Source organism: Streptomyces sp. NPDC002868 (genome assembly GCF_055563295.1).
The window spans coordinates 23,503-42,174 of sequence record NZ_JBVHDR010000017.1 but is presented as its reverse complement, the minus strand read 5'-3'; the positions used below and the strand labels follow the sequence as shown (position 1 = coordinate 42,174).

Below are 18,672 nucleotides of genomic sequence, written 5' to 3'. Positions count from 1 at the left end.
CTCCTCCCCATCCTGGGCGTTGTGACCGGTTACGGCCTGCCGTGCGGGCGGGGCGGGCGGCGCCGGGCGACCGGGCGCCGTTGGGCGTCGCGAGGGGCTGCATAATCGCTCGCAGCGCAAGGGGAGGGAATCAGCAATGACCGGACACCTGTGTCCTGAATGCGGTACGCCGCGAGATAACGAGGGCAGAGCCGGGCCCGGCTGTGCCTGCGCGGAGCGGGCCGCGGACGCGGTACAGGCGGAGCGGGAGGCGGAGGCCGCGGCGGTCGAGGATTTCGATCCGCTGCGCGTACGGCCATATGTAACGCTGCGGAACGTGGCCGAGAGCGGTCCCGCGCCGGACGGCGGGACGGTGCCGCTGCCACTGTCACTGCCGCCGCGCCACGCGGTGGATCTGGCGCCGCATGACGAGCCGGAGACTCTCGACCCCGTGGACCTCACCCCAGTGCGGCACCGCGGGCGCCGACGGTCGCACAAGGGGCTCATGGTGGCCGCGGCGGCGGTGACGGTGGCCGGGACCGCGGCGTTCGCCGGAGGGCTCTTCTCCGGGGACGACGAGCGCGAGAAGGCCCTGCCAGACAGGGGGACGAGCGCGCCGACCGTGAGCGCACTGCCGGACACACCCACGTCATCGCCATCCGGGTCCGCGTCGGCCGACACCTCGGCCTCGCCGTCCGGTACGGCGGCGACGGGGCAGTCCTCGGCGAGTACGTCCGCCGACTCCTCCGCACCCGCAAACCCGTCGGCCCCACCGCCCTCGACGGCGCAGGCCACGGGTTCGGCGTCCGAGGCGCCACAGGCGCCGGGGTCGGGCACGCTGCGAAGCGGGGACAGCGGACCAGAGGTCGTGGAGCTCCAGCAGCGGCTGGCCAAGGTGCTGCTGTACGTGGGCCCGATGGACGGACAGTACGGACAGTCGGTCGAGGACGCGGTGCGGTCGTACCAGGACAGCCGGAACGTCAAGGGTGATCCCAAGGGGGTCTACGGACCGAAGACGCGCCGGGCACTGGAGGCGGAGACGAGCGAGCCGTGAGTCCCGGCTCGGGGTAGCGCCGACCGGTCTGTTTTTGTATCGTGGTGGAACAAAGTGGTTCCGCCCGCACTCCCTGACCGGCGGGCGGAACCGCCTTGTCTCTCTTCTCCCGCGCCTTGGAGTACGCCGATGCCGGCAACCGTCCCGCCGCCCGTCCTGACCGCCCGTGCCCTCCTGCTCGACATGGACGGCACCATCGTCAACTCGGACGCGGTGGTCGAGCGCTGCTGGCGCGTCTGGGCGGCCGAGCACGGCCTGGACCCGGACGAGGCGCTGAAGGTCGTTCACGGCCGGCAGGGGTACGCGACCATGGCGGCGCTGCTCCCGGACCGGCCGATGGAGCAGAACCACGCCGACAACCGCGTGATGCTCGCCCAGGAGACCGCGGACACCGAAGGCGTCGTCCCCGTCGCGGGCGCCCAGGCCTTCATGGCGGCGATCGCCGCGCTCCCGCACGCCCTGGTGACCTCGGCGGACGAGGCGCTCGCCCAGGCCCGGATGACCGCGGCGGGCCTGCCGATGCCGCGAACCCGGGTCACCGCCGAACGCGTCGGCGCGAGCAAGCCGGACCCGGAGGGCTTCCTCAAGGGCGCGGCGGAGCTGGGCTTCGCCCCGGCGGACTGCGTGGCCTTCGAGGACTCGGAGGCGGGCATCGAGGCGGCGAGATCGGCGGGGATGCGGGTGGTGGGGGTGGGCCCGCGCGCGTCGGCACTGGCCCCGGACGTCCACGTCCAGGACCTGACGCACCTCCAGGTGACGGAGGGCCCGGACGGCACGATCCGCCTCCACATCACGGCGTAACCGGGGCTCAATCGCCGGAGGGGCTCCATTGGAGCCCGTCCGGCGATTGAGGACAACGCCCGAAGGGCGTACCGGGGTCTGGGGCGGAGCCCCAGTTCGGGAAGGGGCGGGGAGGGGAACAGGCCCGCCGCAGGCGCACCGCACCCGCACCGCACCGCGCCCGCACCGCGCAGCCCTACCCCGCCAGCGCCTCATAAAGGCTGAACCCCGCCAGCGCCAGCATCACCCCCGCCGCCACCCTCGTAATCAGCCGCAGCGGCACGTACTTCATCAGCGTCCGCCCGCCCAGGATCCCGATCCCCGCCACCGTCCACAGCGCCAGCACCGCACCGATCCCCACCGAGAGCGGGTTGTCGTAGCGGGCCGCGAGGTTCGCCGTCATGATCTGGGTCAGATCGCCGAACTCCGCGACCAGGATCAGCATGAAGCCCGCCCCGGAGACCTTCCAGAAGGACTGGTCGGCCGGGGCCTTGACCTTCTCCTCCTCGCCGTCGTCCTTCTTCATCAGCAGCATCAGCGCGCCCGCGAGGAAGAGCAGGCCGACCACCGCCTGCACCAGCCGGTGCGGCAGCAGGGTCAGCACGCTGCCCGCCGCGACGGCGAGCGTGACATGGACGGCGAAGGCGGCGGCGACACCCGCGAAGACGTATGAGGCCCGGTAGCGGGTGCCGAGCATCAGACCGGCGAGGGCGGTCTTGTCGGGGAGTTCGGCGAGGAAGACGACACCGAAGGTGACCGCCATGACGGTGAAGCTGATCACGGTTGGGATTCCTCAATCGGTCGGGCGCGGCCCTGCCGAGAGTCCTGAGCGTTTCAGGGGTCGCTTCGGCACGGCAGCACCATGAATGGATACATGGGTACTGCGGCCGAAGGTCTCGCTGGCGGGCCTCACCGAGTTCTCGAAACCGAGGTCTCGAAACCGAGGTCTCGAAACCGAGGTCTCGAAACTCGAAAAAGGTCCGCCTCCGGGCGCCGGCCGGGCAACGAGGCCCAGCAGTATGTCGACGTTCCGGCGAAGAGCTACTCCCCTTCTGCTCCGTCAAGGCTACGGCACCCCCGCCGTCAGGCCGGATCGCGGTAGAGCCGCCCCCGCGCCACCAGCTCCAGCACCAGCGACACCGCCACCGCCTGCACCGCCATCAGCGCGACCAGTACAAACAGCTGCACGGCGCCCGCCAGCAGCGGTGACGCCCCGCCGAGCAGCATGCCGACGAACGCGCCCGGCAGTGTGACCAGACCCACGGTTCTGGTCTGATCGAGCCCCGGCAGCAGCGCGTCGGACGCGGCCTCGCGCGCCACCTCCATCCGGGCGTCCCGGTCGAGCAGCCCGAGCGCCATCCCCGCCTCCACCTCGCCGTGCCGCAGCTTCAGCTCGTCCAGGGCCCGCCGCCCGCCGAGCACGGTCGCGGTGAGCGCGCCACCGATGAGGATGCCGGTCACCGGGATCAGCGCGATGCCCTTCAGCGGGACCATGCCCGTGAGCAGCAGGGCACAGACGACGGGCACGACGCCCGCGGCGATCGGCAGCCAGGCCCACAACCAGGTCTTGTTCGCGGTGATGCGTCGGCCGGCCGTGCGCACCGCGACCGCGTACATCAGCAGCAGAAACGCGAGCAGCAGCGGTACGGAGCGGACCACCCAGCCGATCACCAGGGAGACGGCCCCGAGTTGGACCGCGGCCCGCACGCCGGCCACCGCGATCTCGCGCCCCCGTCCCAGCTGAGCGACGGCTGCCACCGTCGCCGCGACGGCCAGCAGCACGGCCAGCACGACTCCGAACGTGACATTGACCGACAGCAGCACCCGGCAACCCTACGCCGCCGCACGCCATGTGCCGGGGCGTCAGCCTCCTTGAAGTCCGGGGATTTCTGATGATTTCTGTGGATGTCCAGAGCCGCCCTGGTAGTTCCGGGGGGTCAGAACCCTTGATGTGACGTGCCCATGTCGCCACCCTGTTACCTGGCGCCCACCCGCAAGAAACCTGGCGCCGCCACCATGGCCACGCCCGAACGGCCAAGTACCCCCCACGTCAAAGGAGTTCGCATGCCTGGTGTCTACGCGCGTCGCTTCCGCCGTATAGCCGTACTCGCCGCAACCTCCGCCCTCGCCGCCACCGGTCTGCTCGCCACCGCCCCCACCGCGCAGGCCTCCCCGCCCACCCCGATCAGCGCCGCCACCGCCCGTACCTACCTCGGCCAGCTGACGGTGAAGGCGGAAGGCTCCTCCACCGGCTACAGCCGCGACAAGTTCCCGCACTGGATCACCCAGTCGGGCGCGTGCAACACCCGTGAGGTCGTCCTCAAGCGCGACGGCCAGAACGTCCAGCAGGACTCCAGCTGTGCGGCGGTCAGCGGCACTTGGTACTCCGAGTACGACGGCGCCACCTGGTCCCTCGCCTCCGACCTGGACATCGATCACGTCGTGGCGCTCGCCGAAGCCTGGCGCTCCGGCGCGAGCAGCTGGACCACGGCCCAGCGGCAGTCCTTCGCCAACGACCTCACCCGCCCGCAGCTGATCGCCGTCACCGACAACGTCAACCAGGCCAAGAGCGACCTCGACCCGGCGGAGTGGCTGCCGCCGCGGACCGCCTACCGCTGCACGTACGCCCGGATGTGGGTGCACGTGAAGCACCACTGGAACCTGTCCGTGGACTCGGCCGAGAAGAGCGCCCTGCAGTCGGTACTGAACGGCTGCTGACCAGCCGCTTACACTCCGGCCACGATCCGGCCGGAACCTGTTCCCCCTCCTCTGTCGTTCCGTACCGTACGGTGCGGTGCGACAGAGGAGGGCACACATGACCGGGCTGCGCCTGGGACCACTGCTGCGGTATGTCGACTGGGAATCCGGCGGGAGCGCGACCGTCTGGGTCGAGGCCGACCGGCCGTGCACGGCCGAGGTCCGGTGCGCGGACGGCGCAAAGGGTACTTCGCACACATTCCGGATCGAAGGCCACCACTACGCGCTGGTCCCCGTCACCGGTCTGACGCCCGGCACGGCGACGGAGTACGAAGTGCTGCTCGACGGCCACCGGGTCTGGCCGCTCGAAGACTCCCCATTCCCGGCGAGCACCATCCGTATGCCCGACGTCCCCTCCCCCGGCGTCACCGTGTCCTTCGGCTCGTGCCGCTGGTCGTCCGCGCCCGCCGACGAGCACGACCCGATCGGCCCGGACGCGCTCGACACCCTCGCCGCGAAGCTCGCCGCCGAGCCCGATGCCGTACGGCCCGATGTGCTGCTCCTGCTGGGCGACCAGGTGTACGCGGACGCGACGTCCAAGGCGACCAAGGAATGGATCGCCACCCGCAGGGATCTGAGCGAGCCTCCCGGCGCGGAGGTCGCGGACTACGAGGAGTACACCCGCCTCTACGACGAGTCCTGGCTGGACCCCGAGGTGCGCTGGCTGCTCTCCACCGTCCCCAGCTGCATGATCTTCGACGACCACGACGTGATCGACGACTGGAACACCAGCGCGTCCTGGCTGGCGGAGATGCGGACCACCCCGTGGTGGCAGAAGCGGGTACTCAGCGCCCTGATGTCGTACTGGGTCTACCAGCACCTGGGCAATCTCTCCCCGGCGGCGCTGGAGTCGGACGAGCTGTACGCGGCGGTACGGGCGTCTGACGACGGGACCGACCGGCTCAGACGCTTCGCCGAGGAGGCCGACGCCGACCCGGCCTGTGTGCGCTGGAGTTACCGCCGCGACTTCGGCCGGACCCGGCTGCTGATGGTGGACACGCGCGCGGGCCGCGTCCTGGAAGAGCAGCGGCGGTCGATGCTGGACCAGGACGAGGCCCGCTGGCTGCGCGACCAGGCGCTGGCCGGGCGGGGGTCGTACGACCATCTGCTCATCGGCACCTCGCTGCCGTGGCTGCTGCCGCCGCTGATCCACGACGCGGAGATCTGGAACGCCGCGCTGTGCCGCGGTGAGCGGGGCGAGAGATGGGCGCGGTTCGGCGAGGACCTGCGCAGACGAGCCGACTTGGAGCACTGGGCGGCCTTCCCCGCCTCCTTCGAGAAGCTGGCGGCCCTGATCGCGGAGGTCGGCAGCGGGGAGGACGCGCCGGCGACGGTATGCGTACTGTCGGGCGATGTGCACCATGCGTACGTCGCCGAGCCCGAGTGGCCGGACGCCGCGCAGCCCGACTCCCGGGTGCTGCAGCTGACCTGCTCGCCCGTGCACAACTCCATCCCGCGCTCAATACAGCTCGGCTTCACCTTCGGCTGGAGCCGGGTGGGCCGGCGGCTCGGCCATGCGCTGGCCCGCCATGGCCGCGTGCGCAGGTCGGCGGTGAACTGGGGACGCACGGGCGGTCCGTGGTTCGGCAATCAGCTGATGACGTTGGTGCTGCGTGGCCGTTCGGCGAACCTGCGGCTGGACCAGGCGCAGGTGGTCGGGGCGGGTTCCGACGCTCGCGCGCGGCTGGTGACGGCGGACGAGCGGGAGCTGACTGCGAGCCGTGATCCTTCCCACAGCGGAGGGTGATCCTCGACCCCAGGGGTTCGACTCCCGGCGCACCCCCGGCATGATGAGCCGGACGCTCAGCTTCCATGCAGCCCCACGTGCCCCGGGAGTCACCGCTTTGTCCGACGTACGCGACGTATGGTCCGCAGTTCCGCGCACCGGTGCCCCCGCCCGCGCCATCGCGGTCGTCGGCGCGGGCCCGCGCGGCACGTCCGTGCTCGAACGGCTCTGTGCGTCGGCCCCCGAACTGACCCCGGACACGCCGCTGACGATCCACCTCGTCGACCCGGCACCCCCGGGCCCGGGCCGCGTCTGGCGCACGGACCAGTCCGCGGAGCTGCTGATGAACACAGTGGCGTCGCAGGTCACGCTGTTCACGGACGACAGCGTTTCCTGCGAGGGCCCGATCCTCCCGGGCCCGACCCTGTACGAGTGGGCGACGGGGATCGCCGGGGAGAAGCTCGGCCCGGACGAGTATCCGACGCGGGCGTGCTACGGGCGCTACCTGGCATGGGCATTCAGCAGGTCTGTGGCGTCGGCCCCGGAGTCGGTGACGGTGGAGGTACACAGGGCACGGGCGGTACGGCTTGAGGACGACCGGGAGGAGGCTGCGGCGGACGGGGCGCCGACGGCAGCCGCGCGAAGCCGGCCGGAGGCGCAGGCCACGGCAGCCGGGACGCGGGCGGGCGCCCGCACGGTGCCCCAACCCCGTACCGCGGGCGACGCCACCGCCCCCGGGGGCGCCGGAACGGACGCGCCCGCGGCTACCGCACTCGACGAGCTCACGGCCACCGGACCGGACGCGTACGCGGCCACCGCCCCGCTCCAGACGCTCACCCTCGATGACGGCACCACCATCACCGGGCTCTCCGCCGTGATCCTCGCTCAGGGGCATCTGCCCGTCGTCTCCCGGCAGACCCAGGCGCACCTCGCCGAGTACACCGCCCGCCACCCCCGCCTGCGCTACTTCGGGCCCGCCAACCCCGCGGACCTCGACCTCTCCCCCATAGCCCCGGGAGAATCGGTCCTGCTGCGCGGCCTCGGTCTCAACTTCTTCGACCACATGGCGCTGTTGACGACCGGCCGCGGCGGTGCGTTCGTACGCGGTGACGACGGTGCGCTCACCTACGCCCCCTCCGGCCGCGAACCGCGGCTGTACGCGGGATCGCGGCGCGGCGTCCCGTACCAGGCGCGCGGCGACAACGCGAAGGGCTCGTCCGGGCGGCACGAGCCGCTGGTGCTCACGCCCGACGTGATCGCCGTCTTCCGCAAGCGCGCGGACGAGGGCGACCCGCCGGACTTCCTCACCGAGATATGGCCGCTCGTGGCGAAGGAAGTGGAGACGGTGCACTACGAGGCGCTCCTCGCGGCACGCGAACCCGAGCCCGAACGCGGCCCCGAACCCGAACGCGGCCCCGGACCCGGATCCGAAACCGGCCCCGACGGCCTCGCCCTCCGCGGCTTCCGGGCCCGTTACCTCGACGCCCCCCACGGCAGCCCCCAAGAGACCGCCGTACTCGACGAGTTCAACATCGCGCACCCGGACCGCTGGTCCTGGGACCTGATTTCGCGTCCGTACGCCGACGAGCGCTTCGCCTCCCCCGCCGAGCACCGCGCCTGGCTCCTCGCCCATCTGCGCCAGGACGCCGCCGCGGCCGCGCTCGGCAATGTCGAGGGCCCTCTGAAGGCCGCCCTCGACGTACTGCGCGATCTCCGCAACGAGCTGCGCCTGATCGTGGACCACGCCGGCCTCTCCGGCAGCTCCCGCCGCGACCACCTGGACCGCTGGTACACCCCGCTGAACGCGTTCCTCTCCATCGGCCCGCCGCGTCGCCGCATCGAGGAGATGACGGCCCTGATCGAGGCGGGCGTACTGGACGTGATCGGCCCGCGCACCACCATCGGGATGTCCGACGAGGTCCTGGACGGAGCCTTCACCGCCGAGTCGCCGGATGTGCCCGGATCTTTCGTCACGGCGACGACGCTGATCGAGGCGCGGCTGCCGGAACCGGACCTCAGGCGGACCTGCGACGAGCTGCTGGGGCGGCTGTTGAAGACGGGCCAGTGCCGGCCGCACACGATCGACGGTTACGAAACCGGAGGGCTGGACGTAACACAGCGCCCGTACCGTCTGATCAACCGTCAGGGCCGCCCGCACCCACGGCGCTTCGCGATCGGGGTGCCCACCGAGGGCGTGCACTGGGTGACCGCGGCCGGGGCCAGGCCTGGCGTGGACTCGGTGACGCTCTCGGACGCGGACGCCGTGGCGCGCGCCGCCCTGCGCACCCTCGGAGCGTCACGCAGGAACACAGAAGCGGAATCCGTGGCGAAAATCGACCGCCGGGCAACTGTTGAACTTGCAAGTATTGATTAGGCCCGCCTAACCTGGGGCCTCCCTCGTCGGTTCACGTCCCCAGACCGAAGGAGTCCCCATGCCCAACCTCTCCCCCACCCCCTCACTGTCCGGCCGTCTGAACAAGGCCCAGCCGTACGCCCTCAGCCTGTTCCGGATCGTCGTCGGCCTGCTCTTCGCCTGCCACGGCGCCGCCGCACTGTTCGGCGTGCTCGGCGGCGCGGGGGGCGGCGGCGGCACCATCCCGGCCGGCACCTGGCCCGGCTGGTACGCCGCGGTGATCGAACTGGTCGGCGGCACCCTGGTGCTGCTCGGCCTGGGCACCCGTACCGCCGCGCTCATCGCGTCGGGCTCTATGGCGTACGCGTACTTCACGGTCCACCAGCCCAAGGGACTCTTCCCGCTGCAGAACAGCGGCGAGGGCTCCGCGCTCTACTGCTGGGCTTTCCTGCTGCTGGTCTTCACCGGACCGGGCGCACTCGCGCTGGACCGGGTGTTCGCCCCGCGCGGCGAGAGCCGGCCGGCGGACGAAGAGCGCAAGGAGCAGACCACGGCGGTCGCGACCTGACGGTCCCCGCCCAACGGTCCCGGCCTGACCGCGCCGGCCTGACCGCGCCGACCTGACGGCCCATCAGCACGTAGGGCGCCCGGCCCCGTACGACGAGGAACGGGCGCTTCGTGCATCCCGCGTCCGCCGGGTGGAAGTGAGGCGTGCAACATCTCCGACCCCTGACGATCTCGAGGTGAACCCCAGGCGTACGCTGTACAGCTGTACTGCCGCCCCTGCGACGTCGCGGCGTATTTTTCGAAACCGGGGAGTTCGGGTGCTCGAGAGTGTGGGGTCGCTGACCGGCAGCCCATGGATCTACGCGGTGGTGGCCCTTTCCGTACTTCTCGACGTCTTCCTGCCCGTGCTGCCCAGCGGAGTCCTGGTGATCACGGCGGCGACCGCGGCCGCGGCGGGCTCGACCACCGCCACGGCCACCGCGTCCGTCGAGGCCGCGGCCGGCCGGGTCCCGCAAGAAGTGCCCTCGCTCCTCGTCCTGATCCTGTGCGCGGCCACCGCGTCCGTGCTCGGCGACCTCGTCGCGTACCGCCTGGCCTGGCGCGGCGGTGACCGCCTGGACCGGGCGATCGCCCGCTCGCGCAAGCTGACGAGCGCGCAGGAACGTCTTGGCACGGCCCTCAGCCGCGGCGGCGGCGCGCTTGTCGTGATCGCACGCTTCGCCCCGGCCGGCCGCTCGGTCGTCTCCCTGGGCGCGGGCGCGGCACACCGCAGAGTGAAGGAGTTCCTGCCCTGGTCGGCCCTGGCGGGCGTGGCCTGGGCGGGCTACAGCGTGGGCCTCGGCTACTTCGGCGGCGCATGGCTGGGCGCAAGCTGGATCGGCGCGGCCATCTCGGTCCTCGCGCTGTTCGCGGCGGGCGCGCTGGCGGCCTACGTCATGCGGCGCCCGACACAGACGCCGACTCACGAACCGACCTCTTAGCGGCCCCGCCGGACCCACCGGACCCGCGCACTTCGAGCCCGTCGAGCAGCTTGCGGGTCGCCTCGGCTATCTCGTCGACGGCCTGCTCGAAGACTTCGCGATTGTGCGCGGCGGGCGCACGGAAACCGGACACCTTGCGTACGTACTGCAGGGCGGCGGCGTGGATGTCGTCCTCGGTGGCCTCTTCGGGGAGGACGGGCGGGCGGAGAGTCTTAATGCTGCGGCACATGTATTCAGTGTGCCTCGCGGGTCTGACATTGCCGCCGGAAACGGGCAGGACCGCGCGCTGACCTGCGGAGACGGCGGGACCGCATGCTGACCTGCGGCAGCGGGCGGGACCGCGCTCTGCGAGTGCGGCCCCGCCCGCTGCCGCGGGACGCCCCGCTGCCTACACCCCCGCCGCGGCCCGCACGACCGCCGCCGCCAGCCGCTCGTTCTCCGGGGCCGCGCCGCCCGGGAAGGCGAACCGGCGCCGGATGTAGCCGTACGCGACCCCACTGCCCGGATCGGCGAACGCCTGGGCCCCCGCCGCGCCGCTGTGGCCGAACGCGTCCGCGCCCAGGAACGGGTACCGCATCCCCAACGCCTGGAAGCCGAGGCCGAAGTGTTCCGCTTCCCCCGTGACCACATCGGCGCCCACCGTGTGCAGCCGGGCGAACTCCGCGATCGTCTCCGGCGTGAGCAGCGGCGCCCGGCCGTCGACCTCGTTGATCGCCGCCGCGTACATCGCCGCCACCCCGCGCGCGTTCCCGACGCCGCCGGCCGAGGCCTGGCCAAGCTCGCGCACGGCACGCGTGTTGATGAAGTCCAGCAGGTCCGTGGGCGGCTCGGCGTGGGAGTTGAAGGCGATCGCAACAAGGCTCTTGGGATCCGGCGCATTGGTTTCCAGTTCGGCGCGCTGCTCCGGCGTGGGCCGCATCGGCAGCACGTCCAGGTAGCGCGATTCGAGCGCCTCGGGCAGACCGAGGTGGAAGTCCAGCCCGTACGGAGCCCTGATCCGCTCCTCGAACAGCTCCTGGATCGACCGCCCGGTGACCCGGCGCACCACCTCGCCGGTGAGGGCCCCGATCACAAGGGCGTGGTAGCCGTACGCCGTGCCCGGCTCCCAGAACGGACGCTGCCCCGCGAGCCGTTCGGCAAGAACCCGGTCGTCGGCCAGCTCCGCCGTGCTGAAGCCGCCCTCGACGCCGATCACCCCGGCGCTGTGCGAGAGCAGCTGCCGCAGGGTGATTCGGCCCTTCTCTTCGGCCGCGAACTCCGGCCAGTAGTGGGCGACTTCGCGGTCGAGTTCAAGCACACCGTCCTGCACGAGCAGCGCGACGACCAGGTGAGCCGCGCCCTTGCTGACGGAGAAGACGCCGGTGAGCGAATCGCCCGCCATACCGTCCCCGGCCCACAGATCGACGACCTGCCGCCCGTTCAGGTACGCGGTGAGGTGCGCGCCGGAGGTGGTGATCCCTTCGGTGAGTACAGCGACGAACTCCTCCCGTACGCCCTCGAATCCGTCCGCGACGGTCCCCTGCACTCCTACCTCGGGCACCTCGGACATCTCGGACACGTCGGGTACGTCGGGTACCTCGAACGCCTCGGTCATTGACCCTCCCCAATGATCACCAACACTCATCGGACGCCAACCCGCGAGGAGCCCGCAGAAATTCCCCCCAGCCCCCTCCACGACCGCCGGACGGCACCAACACAAGGGGCATTCCAGCCTGTTGAGCCACTAATGCCACCCATGGCGTCTTCTGGACATCTAAGGAGGAAGCGGTTGCCCGGTTCTCCCGCCAGCCTGAAAACTCATTGGCATGCCCGCCGCAAGAGCGCGCGGGCATCAGCTCGAGAATCCGCTGGGGGAAGTCACATGGCATTGCGCAAGCTGACCGCTTCGCTGTTCACGGTCCTGGCTCTCATCGCAGCAACGGTGATCGGCCTCACCGGCCCGGCCACCGCCGCAACCGGCAACGGCGCGGAATTCGCCGCCCAGGCGAAGCACGCGGGGCTGACCGGCGCCGAGGCGAAGCAACTGCAGACGACAGTCGACGGCTACCTCGCCACCCAGGGCGGGACACAGGTCGCCGCCAACAAGATCGCACTGCCGGGCAAGGGCGAGATCGTGGTCGCTCTGCCCGGAGAACGCCAGGCCCGCGACCTGACCGGCGCGAAGAGTGCCAGGGCCTGTCCGTACGAGAACTTCTGCATGTACACCGGCACCAACTACACCGGTACGCAGTTCAACCTGTGGAAGTGCCAGACGTACGACCTGTCGAACTGGAACTACCCCGGCTCCTGGATCAACAACCAGACCCCGGGCACCAGGGCCAGGTTCCTGGACCGCAACTACAACACCATCTACACGACCCCCGGCGCCTACTCCTACAGCAGCTACTACGACTGGGCTCCGGTCTGGCACGTCATCCCGTGCTAGGCATGGCTCGATGAGTCCGGCCCGGTCCTGGCGTGCGGACGCCGCCAGGACCGGGCCACAGCTGTCACGAAGTCAGACGCGGACGGCGTCACCCGGCTGGACCCGGCCGCGCCGCAGCACCTGTGCGTAGGCCCCCGGCACAGGGTTCCGGGTCCCGCCCTGGCATGGCAGGTATGCGGTTGTGCTCGGCAGGCACCCGCAGTGCGGCAGCTTCCCGCGGCAAGTCGCCGTGCGCGAGTGTCGGCACCGCGCAGCGGCGCATGCAGATCATCCTGACTCACGGGCCAGTTCACGCCCGCCTTCGCCGCATCGGCCTCATACGGAAGGTGGGCATGCCGGGTTCATATGCAGCAGTGTGCTGTCCATCACATGCCAAGCGGTCGGATCGCTGCCCACGGTTTGCGCAAAGAGTGATCGCCCCGCTGCCCTTCCGGCGCCCCCTCACACGCCCCTGCAGGTAGCCGAGCATGGCGCACGGTCAGCGCAGGGTGGCGCGCCCTGGCGAGTGACAACCGCGAACACCCGTGCAGGTTTGCAGTAACCGGACGGTCACTTTCCGCTGAAAATTCGTCGTCAGACGCCTACACGTTTCGGCACTCCGACGCGCTTTGCTGACCGCACGAGCAACGACGCTCCAGGCACCGAGAGGGGGGTCGCGGGGAGACCTCAGTGCCGACTGGACAGCAACGATAAGGACGACCACAACAGTGAAGCTCGACGATCTCGGCCTCCTCCTGGCCTTGGCCGCCGCCGCGCGTGCGTACGCGCCGGACGTGCGGACCCTCATGCGGCGCCTGCTGGGCGCCGGTGTCCGGGTCGGAGCAGCAACCCTGATGGAACGGCACCACCCCACCCCTCCCGTGGCACGCCCCCACGTCCCCGGGCTGGACGAGGGAGACCACCAATGAACGACGAGCATCTGGAGGACGCCAACAAGCGGGCGATGCAGGGACTGATCAACGCAATGCCGCTGCCATTCCGGGCGTTCCACGCCCAATATCACCAGCCGTACTTCGAGTACGCCCGCATCCAGCTCGGAGACCCGGCCGCAGCCGACGAATTGGTGCACGGCACCTTCCTGTACCTGGCGTTCAACTGGCTGCACTTCACCCAACAGGGCCGACTCGAAGCCCACGCCTGGGCGCTGCACAAGGCCCGCGTGGCAACTGAGCTGATGGTGACCGGCCGGCCACCGGCCGGTCCCGAGACCATGGCTTTCGCCCGCGCCGTACGCGCCGCCAATGACGCCGTACTGAGCACGTTCCGCGAACAGTTCCGTGCACAGGTCGACGAACTTGAGAACAGCATCGGCCTTTACAAGGCCATGACCCACCTGCCTGAGCGACAGTTTGATGTGATGCTCCTGCGCTACGCGCTGGACTACACGACCAAACACACCGCCGCGATGATGGGCATTGCCCCGGCCACCGTTCGGACCCTGCGTTGCAGCGCCAAGCGCCGGCTGGCAGCTGAATTGGGCCTCGACATCGAAGTGGACATCGACGATGAGGAGTGATGGACAGATGCCACGCGCGCCGCGCAGCATCGAAGAGGCCCTCTCCCGAGCCAGGGTCTTCGAGGGCGAGTACTCGGCGTCCCAATTGGAAGCGTCCCGGCAGCGGCTGGCCCAGGACCTCACCGAGGCCCGCTGGATGCAGCTGTTCTCCGAAGCTGGGCCCACCCGGAACCGTGCCCCCACAACACTCCACGAGCAGGCGCAGCACAAGCTGTGGTCCCTGTCCCAGAACGTCATCACCAATGACGAGGCGGCCGGCTACATCGCCCGCTTCGAGGACGATCGAGACCCGGGCGGCGCACTCGCATTCGCCTGTCTGCTGGACCTGGCTGACGCCGAGCAAGGAGCCCAGTTCTGGTGGCAGTTCGCCGCCGGCGCCGGCAACTCGACTGGTGCGCTGTGCCTTTATCTGCTGCACCTGCGTCGCGGTGAACTACGTGACGCCCAGCACTGGGCCAGCCAGATCCCCGGCCTGGAGAACACGGACCAGTACGAACCGGTGCCGCACGAAGCCATCGACCCAGAGGCGCCTGCCGCCGGCATCACCATGCGCTTCGAGGCGACGGCGGACGACGACTCGTTCGTCCCCGATCACGCGGTCAAGGACACGGTCGACCACCTGGATGTGGATGAGCTCGACGACTTCGGCTCGATCCCACAGCCGAGTGCCGGCCTTGCCGATCAGCTGAAGGAACTCGTGACGGCGGCCCGCTAGTGCGCACACGAAACCGGCCGGGTCGCCATTGTGGCGTCCCGGCTGGTCAGGTGTGTGGGCGCGGACGGTTCAAGTTCCCGTAACGGCTTGGGCCAACTTCACCACGTATGCGATGGTCCACGCCCGATGATGGCCACATGGCAGCAGCACACTCAAAGCCCTTGATGTGGGCAGGCATTGTCCTCTCCGTCGCGGGCGCGGCCGCACTCGCCACGGTGGCGGCGGCGGACCTCGGTACGGCGGATCCGCTGGCCAGCGTGGCCGGGGGGATTGGAACGCTGATCGGCCTGGCGCTCACCGTCTACGCCCTGTACAGGCACCCGCAGGTGGCACCGCCGGCACCGCAGCCGACGCCCCCGGTGCCAGGTGGCGGGGCCGTCGCGTCGGGTGACAGGTCCGTCGCCGCGGGCGGTGACATCAGCAACGTAACGACAGGTGACTCGTGAGTACGTCGGCGGAGGCGTCCGGCGACCGTTCGATCGCGGCGGGCGGCGGCATCCGCCAGGTGGCAACCGGTGACCACGTCACCCAGGCCGAGCGTGTGACCGTACTGCCGCCGGAGGCGTTCGCCCCGGTGGAGTGCCCGTCCGGGCTGGTGAATCTGCCGGGGCGTTCGGAGCTGTTCGTCGGACGCGAGCGTGAACTCGCCCTGCTGGACGGGGCATTCACCGGCGAGCGCGGCGTCGTCGTGCACGCTCTGCACGGTCTTGGCGGCATCGGCAAGTCCACGCTCGCAGCGCAATGGGCGGCGAACCGGGTCGGTGACCACAACCCGGTGTGGTGGATCACTGCCGAGAGCCAGGCCGATGTGGACGCCGGGCTCGCCGCCTTCGCAGCGGCCTTCCAGCCGGTTCTGGCCAACGTCCTGCCGCAGGAGGCACTGCGGGAGCGGGCGTTGCAGTGGCTCACGGCCAACGACGGATGGCTGCTGATCCTGGACAACGTGTCCGAGCCGGTCGACATCAAGCCCCTGCTGGCCCGTGCCACCACAGGTCGATCACTCATCACCAGCCGGCGTGCCACGGGCTGGCACGGTATCGCCCGTACGTTGGCTCTGGACGTGCTCAAGCATGCCGAAGCCGTTGCATTGTTCACCCGGATTCTCTGCCACGACCGGCCGCGCGACACCGATGGTGTGGACGCGCTCTGCGCCGAACTCGGGCATCTGCCCCTGGCCGTCGAGCAGGCGGCGGCGTACTGCGCGGAGACCGGTACGTCTCCCCGTGCGTATCTCGACCTGCTCGCCCAGCACCCGGCCGACCTCTATGCGGTCACGGCGGAAGGCGGCGACAACAGGCGCACCATCGCCAGGACTTGGCGGGTGACCCTGGATCGTCTCGCGGACGACCCGCTCACCGGGCAGATCCTCCGGGTGGTGGCCTGGCTGGCCCCGAACGGCATTCCGCGCGGACTGCTCGCCGGCCTCGGCCCCGCGCCCGCCGTCAGGCGCGCGCTCGGTCGCCTCGCGGCCCACAGCATGATCACTCTGGATGGCGACGCCCTGACCCTGCACCGACTTGTGCAGGCGGTCGCCCGTACCCCTGCCCCGGACGACCCGTACCGCCATGCCGACGATATCGCCGAGGCCCGTGCCGTGGCTGCCGCGGCCCTCTGTGCGGCACTTCCGGACGACCCCGAGGAGCCCGCTTCCTGGTCCACGTGGCGGTCGCTGCTGCCCCATGCCGACGCGCTCGCCGAACATGCTCCTGCCGACACCGACATTGCCGAGACGGCACGCATTCTTCACGACATGGGGTGGTTCCAGCTCGATCAAGGCGCGGTGAAGCGGGCCATCGAGTCCCTCCGGCGGGCTCAGTCCGGTTGTGTCCGGGTACTTGGGGAGGACCATCCGGACACGCTCATGACGCAGGGGCATCTTGCCGAGGCGTACCGGACGGCGGGTGACGCGGGACGGGCGATCAAGCAGGGCGAGCGGGCACTGGCCGGTTGTATCCGCGCGCTCGGCGAGGACCATCTGCAGACACTCACCGTGCGTGGCTATCTCGCCGACGCGTATCGAGCGGCAGGCGATGCGGGGCGGGCGGTCGCGTTGTTCGAGCGGGTCCTTGCCGACTGCCTCGGGCTGCTGGGTGAGGACCATCAGGGAACGCTCGACGCGCGGCTCGGCCTCGCCTTCGCATGCCGGGCAGCGGGTGATGCGCGGCGGGCCATTCCACTGGGCGAGCAAGTCCTCGCCGACTGCATACGGGTGCTGGGCGAGGATCATGTGGACGCGCTGATCGCGCGCAGCTATCTCGCTGATGCGTATCGCGCGGCGGGTGAGGTGAAGCGGGCCATCCCGTTGTACGACGAGGCGTACGCCGATTGTCTTCGGGTCCTGGGCGAGCACCACCCGGTGACGCGGATCGTGCGGGGCAACCGCGACGCGGCAAGGCGGCGCAGACCTTCCGTGTGAGCAGGCCACTTTCCGGACTGCCCCGCTCCGAGCGGGCGGCGATCTGGACGGTCTACCCGGATGTCGAAGGCCCCCAGGCCTCGGCACCGACCATGTGCTGGTCGGGCGCTGTGGCTGGTCACAGTGGTAGAGGCTGTCAGGAGCTGGGCCTCGGCGGACCGTCACACAGTGATGACGACTTTCGCGCGCGCGTGCTCCACTTCGAGGTACCGGATGGCCTCGGGTACCTCGCTCAACGGGTAGGTCCGGTCAATGACCGGGGTAACCTTTCCGGACTCGGCGAGTTCCCTCAGCGCCGCCAGGTTCTCCTTGCTCGGCGTCGCCGTAAGTACGAGCAGCCGTTGGCGGACGAAACGTGACAGCGCCTGCCCCCTGAGGATGAGACCCATCGGCCCGACAAGACTGCCGCCGTCGGACACGCCCCCACCGGACAGAACGAGCGTCCCCGCGGGTGTCAGCGCGCGCCGGCACTCGGTCAACGAACGGTTCCCCACCAGGTCCAGAACGATGTCGTACCGCCGTCCGTTCCGGGTGAAGTCTTCCCCGGTGTAGTCGATGACGTGGTCCGCGCCGAGCGACCGGACCAGGTCCACGTTTCTCGTACTGCACACGCCGGTCACCTCCGCGCCGAACGACTTGGCGATCTGCACGGCGAAGGTCCCCACACCACCTGACGCGCCATTGACCAGGACCTTCTGTCCCGGCTGTACGCCCCCCAGATCACGAAGGCCCATGAGGGCGGTGTTCCCCGCCAGCGGCACCACGGCCGCCTGCTCGAACGTCAGGTTGGCCGGTTTCGGCTCCACCACGTCGTCCGAGGCACACACGTACTCGGCAAATGCTCCGTCGGCTTCGCCGAATACCTCGTCACCGGGACGGAACCGTTTCACGTCCTTGCCCACCGCTTCCACCTGACCCGCGAAGTCCGTACCCCGGATCTTCGCCTTCGGCCTGCCCAACCCGAGCACCAGGCGCGCCATGTACGGGTCGCCCCGCATGACGTGCCAGTCGCGCGCGTTGACCGCCGCCGCATGGACCCGTACCAGCACCTCGTGGTCGGCGACCACCGGCTTGTCGACCTCCCTGAGCTCCAGAACGTCAGGTGAGCCGTACCGGTCCTGGACGATCGCCTTCATCAAGCCTCCGTAACGCACGAGTTCGGTGCGATGGATCGGCTGACCGGAAAATCAGCACTACTCACGACGGTAGGCGAGCGACCTCGATGCGGGCATCAGGGACAAACCCTAGGTGACACACGTATCTCCCGCAGGTAGGGCACGGATCTGGCACGTCAGCGGCACGCCGCCACTCCCCCACCGGAAGGGCGGAGAAACGATCAAGGCCCAAGCTGCCGGTCTGCTGCCGGTGGCCTGGGCCTTTGTCGTACTTCCCGCTGGTGGACGCGGACGGTTTCGAGCCGCCGACATCTGCTTTGTAAGTTCGATCGGCCTGCTGTCACGCGTG

The 18,672-nt window shown here is 70.2% G+C and carries 18 protein-coding genes; 13 read left to right on the top strand and 5 right to left on the bottom strand.

Annotated elements, in window-relative coordinates; genetic code table 11:
- Window positions 1–136: 136 nt before the first annotated feature.
- Both ACZ3H8_RS34500 and ACZ3H8_RS34495 read left to right on the top strand, forming a co-directional pair.
- Entirely contained in the window at window positions 137–1,033 is an 897-nt protein-coding gene (locus ACZ3H8_RS34500) for a peptidoglycan-binding domain-containing protein (RefSeq protein WP_467408495.1), read from the top strand.
- A gap of 129 nt (window positions 1,034–1,162) precedes the next feature.
- A complete protein-coding gene (locus ACZ3H8_RS34495) occupies window positions 1,163–1,834 on the top strand; it encodes an HAD-IA family hydrolase (RefSeq protein WP_467408493.1) in 672 nt (223 codons plus the stop codon).
- Window positions 1,835–2,009: 175 nt separating this feature from the next.
- On the opposite strand, the gene ACZ3H8_RS34490 is transcribed toward ACZ3H8_RS34495, so the two are convergent.
- Window positions 2,010–2,594 carry a TMEM165/GDT1 family protein gene (locus tag ACZ3H8_RS34490; RefSeq protein ID WP_467408491.1) on the bottom strand — a complete coding sequence of 195 codons (585 nt, stop codon included), beginning with the start codon at window positions 2,592–2,594 and terminating at the stop codon, window positions 2,010–2,012.
- A gap of 302 nt (window positions 2,595–2,896) precedes the next feature.
- Window positions 2,897–3,637, bottom strand: a complete 741-nt coding sequence (locus ACZ3H8_RS34485) for an ABC transporter permease (RefSeq protein WP_307663748.1) — start codon at window positions 3,635–3,637, stop codon at window positions 2,897–2,899.
- 240 nt (window positions 3,638–3,877) lie between these two features.
- Here ACZ3H8_RS34485 and ACZ3H8_RS34480 point away from each other — a divergent pair, with 240 nt between their 5' ends.
- From ACZ3H8_RS34480 to ACZ3H8_RS34460, 5 genes are all read left to right on the top strand, one after another.
- Window positions 3,878–4,531, top strand: coding sequence for an HNH endonuclease family protein (locus tag ACZ3H8_RS34480; RefSeq protein WP_467408489.1), 654 nt, complete (start codon window positions 3,878–3,880; stop codon window positions 4,529–4,531).
- A gap of 97 nt (window positions 4,532–4,628) precedes the next feature.
- Entirely contained in the window at window positions 4,629–6,317 is a 1,689-nt protein-coding gene (locus ACZ3H8_RS34475; protein WP_467408486.1) for an alkaline phosphatase D family protein, read from the top strand.
- A 97-nt stretch (window positions 6,318–6,414) separates the two neighbouring features.
- The gene (locus tag ACZ3H8_RS34470; protein ID WP_467408484.1) at window positions 6,415–8,670 is read left to right on the top strand and encodes an FAD/NAD(P)-binding protein; all 2,256 of its coding nucleotides are present in this window, start codon (window positions 6,415–6,417) and stop codon (window positions 8,668–8,670) included.
- An 85-nt stretch (window positions 8,671–8,755) separates the two neighbouring features.
- Window positions 8,756–9,217, top strand: coding sequence for a DoxX family protein (locus ACZ3H8_RS34465; protein WP_467408603.1), 462 nt, complete (start codon window positions 8,756–8,758; stop codon window positions 9,215–9,217).
- 256 nt (window positions 9,218–9,473) lie between these two features.
- The gene (locus tag ACZ3H8_RS34460; protein WP_467408483.1) at window positions 9,474–10,136 is read left to right on the top strand and encodes a DedA family protein; all 663 of its coding nucleotides are present in this window, start codon (window positions 9,474–9,476) and stop codon (window positions 10,134–10,136) included.
- Here the strand turns inward: ACZ3H8_RS34460 and ACZ3H8_RS34455 are convergent.
- Both ACZ3H8_RS34455 and ACZ3H8_RS34450 read right to left on the bottom strand, forming a co-directional pair.
- Window positions 10,090–10,365 (bottom strand): DUF2277 domain-containing protein, encoded by a 276-nt coding sequence (locus ACZ3H8_RS34455; RefSeq protein ID WP_467408481.1) that lies wholly within the window; start codon window positions 10,363–10,365, stop codon window positions 10,090–10,092. The genes ACZ3H8_RS34460 and ACZ3H8_RS34455 overlap by 47 nt on opposite strands.
- Before the next feature lie 159 nt (window positions 10,366–10,524).
- Complete coding sequence (locus ACZ3H8_RS34450) at window positions 10,525–11,685, bottom strand: serine hydrolase domain-containing protein (protein ID WP_467408601.1); 1,161 nt, start codon at window positions 11,683–11,685, stop codon at window positions 10,525–10,527.
- A gap of 312 nt (window positions 11,686–11,997) precedes the next feature.
- Between ACZ3H8_RS34450 and ACZ3H8_RS34445 the strand changes: the two genes are divergently transcribed.
- From ACZ3H8_RS34445 to ACZ3H8_RS34420, 6 genes are all read left to right on the top strand, one after another.
- A complete protein-coding gene (locus tag ACZ3H8_RS34445; RefSeq protein WP_467408478.1) occupies window positions 11,998–12,561 on the top strand; it encodes a peptidase inhibitor family I36 protein in 564 nt (187 codons plus the stop codon).
- A 707-nt stretch (window positions 12,562–13,268) separates the two neighbouring features.
- The gene (locus ACZ3H8_RS34440; protein ID WP_467408476.1) at window positions 13,269–13,469 is read left to right on the top strand and encodes a hypothetical protein; all 201 of its coding nucleotides are present in this window, start codon (window positions 13,269–13,271) and stop codon (window positions 13,467–13,469) included.
- Window positions 13,466–14,077: an RNA polymerase sigma factor gene (locus ACZ3H8_RS34435; RefSeq protein WP_467408475.1), complete on the top strand. Its 612-nt coding sequence runs from the start codon at window positions 13,466–13,468 to the stop codon at window positions 14,075–14,077. Before ACZ3H8_RS34440 ends, ACZ3H8_RS34435 begins: the two co-directional genes overlap by 4 nt.
- Before the next feature lie 7 nt (window positions 14,078–14,084).
- Window positions 14,085–14,792, top strand: a complete 708-nt coding sequence (locus ACZ3H8_RS34430) for a hypothetical protein (RefSeq protein ID WP_467408472.1) — start codon at window positions 14,085–14,087, stop codon at window positions 14,790–14,792.
- A 137-nt stretch (window positions 14,793–14,929) separates the two neighbouring features.
- Window positions 14,930–15,238, top strand: coding sequence for a hypothetical protein (locus tag ACZ3H8_RS34425; RefSeq protein WP_467408470.1), 309 nt, complete (start codon window positions 14,930–14,932; stop codon window positions 15,236–15,238).
- Entirely contained in the window at window positions 15,235–17,208 is a 1,974-nt protein-coding gene (locus tag ACZ3H8_RS34420; protein WP_467408468.1) for a tetratricopeptide repeat protein, read from the top strand. Before ACZ3H8_RS34425 ends, ACZ3H8_RS34420 begins: the two co-directional genes overlap by 4 nt.
- A gap of 161 nt (window positions 17,209–17,369) precedes the next feature.
- Here the strand turns inward: ACZ3H8_RS34420 and ACZ3H8_RS34415 are convergent, their stop codons facing one another.
- Complete coding sequence (locus ACZ3H8_RS34415) at window positions 17,370–18,344, bottom strand: NAD(P)-dependent alcohol dehydrogenase (RefSeq protein WP_467408466.1); 975 nt, start codon at window positions 18,342–18,344, stop codon at window positions 17,370–17,372.
- Window positions 18,345–18,672: the final 328 nt, after the last annotated feature.

Excerpts from the sequence above, each read along its gene's own strand:
- ACZ3H8_RS34500 (WP_467408495.1), top strand. The coding sequence starts at position 137 with ATGACCGGACACCTGTGTCCTGAATGCGGTACGCCGCGAGATAACGAG.
- ACZ3H8_RS34495 (WP_467408493.1), top strand. The coding sequence starts at position 1,163 with ATGCCGGCAACCGTCCCGCCGCCCGTCCTGACCGCCCGTGCCCTCCTG.
- ACZ3H8_RS34480 (WP_467408489.1), top strand. The coding sequence starts at position 3,878 with ATGCCTGGTGTCTACGCGCGTCGCTTCCGCCGTATAGCCGTACTCGCC.
- ACZ3H8_RS34475 (WP_467408486.1), top strand. The coding sequence starts at position 4,629 with ATGACCGGGCTGCGCCTGGGACCACTGCTGCGGTATGTCGACTGGGAA.
- ACZ3H8_RS34455 (WP_467408481.1), bottom strand. The coding sequence starts at position 10,365 with ATGTGCCGCAGCATTAAGACTCTCCGCCCGCCCGTCCTCCCCGAAGAG.
- ACZ3H8_RS34450 (WP_467408601.1), bottom strand. The coding sequence starts at position 11,685 with ATGTCCGAGGTGCCCGAGGTAGGAGTGCAGGGGACCGTCGCGGACGGA.
- ACZ3H8_RS34445 (WP_467408478.1), top strand. The coding sequence starts at position 11,998 with ATGGCATTGCGCAAGCTGACCGCTTCGCTGTTCACGGTCCTGGCTCTC.
- ACZ3H8_RS34435 (WP_467408475.1), top strand. The coding sequence starts at position 13,466 with ATGAACGACGAGCATCTGGAGGACGCCAACAAGCGGGCGATGCAGGGA.
- ACZ3H8_RS34430 (WP_467408472.1), top strand. The coding sequence starts at position 14,085 with ATGCCACGCGCGCCGCGCAGCATCGAAGAGGCCCTCTCCCGAGCCAGG.
- ACZ3H8_RS34425 (WP_467408470.1), top strand. The coding sequence starts at position 14,930 with ATGGCAGCAGCACACTCAAAGCCCTTGATGTGGGCAGGCATTGTCCTC.
- ACZ3H8_RS34415 (WP_467408466.1), bottom strand. The coding sequence starts at position 18,344 with ATGAAGGCGATCGTCCAGGACCGGTACGGCTCACCTGACGTTCTGGAG.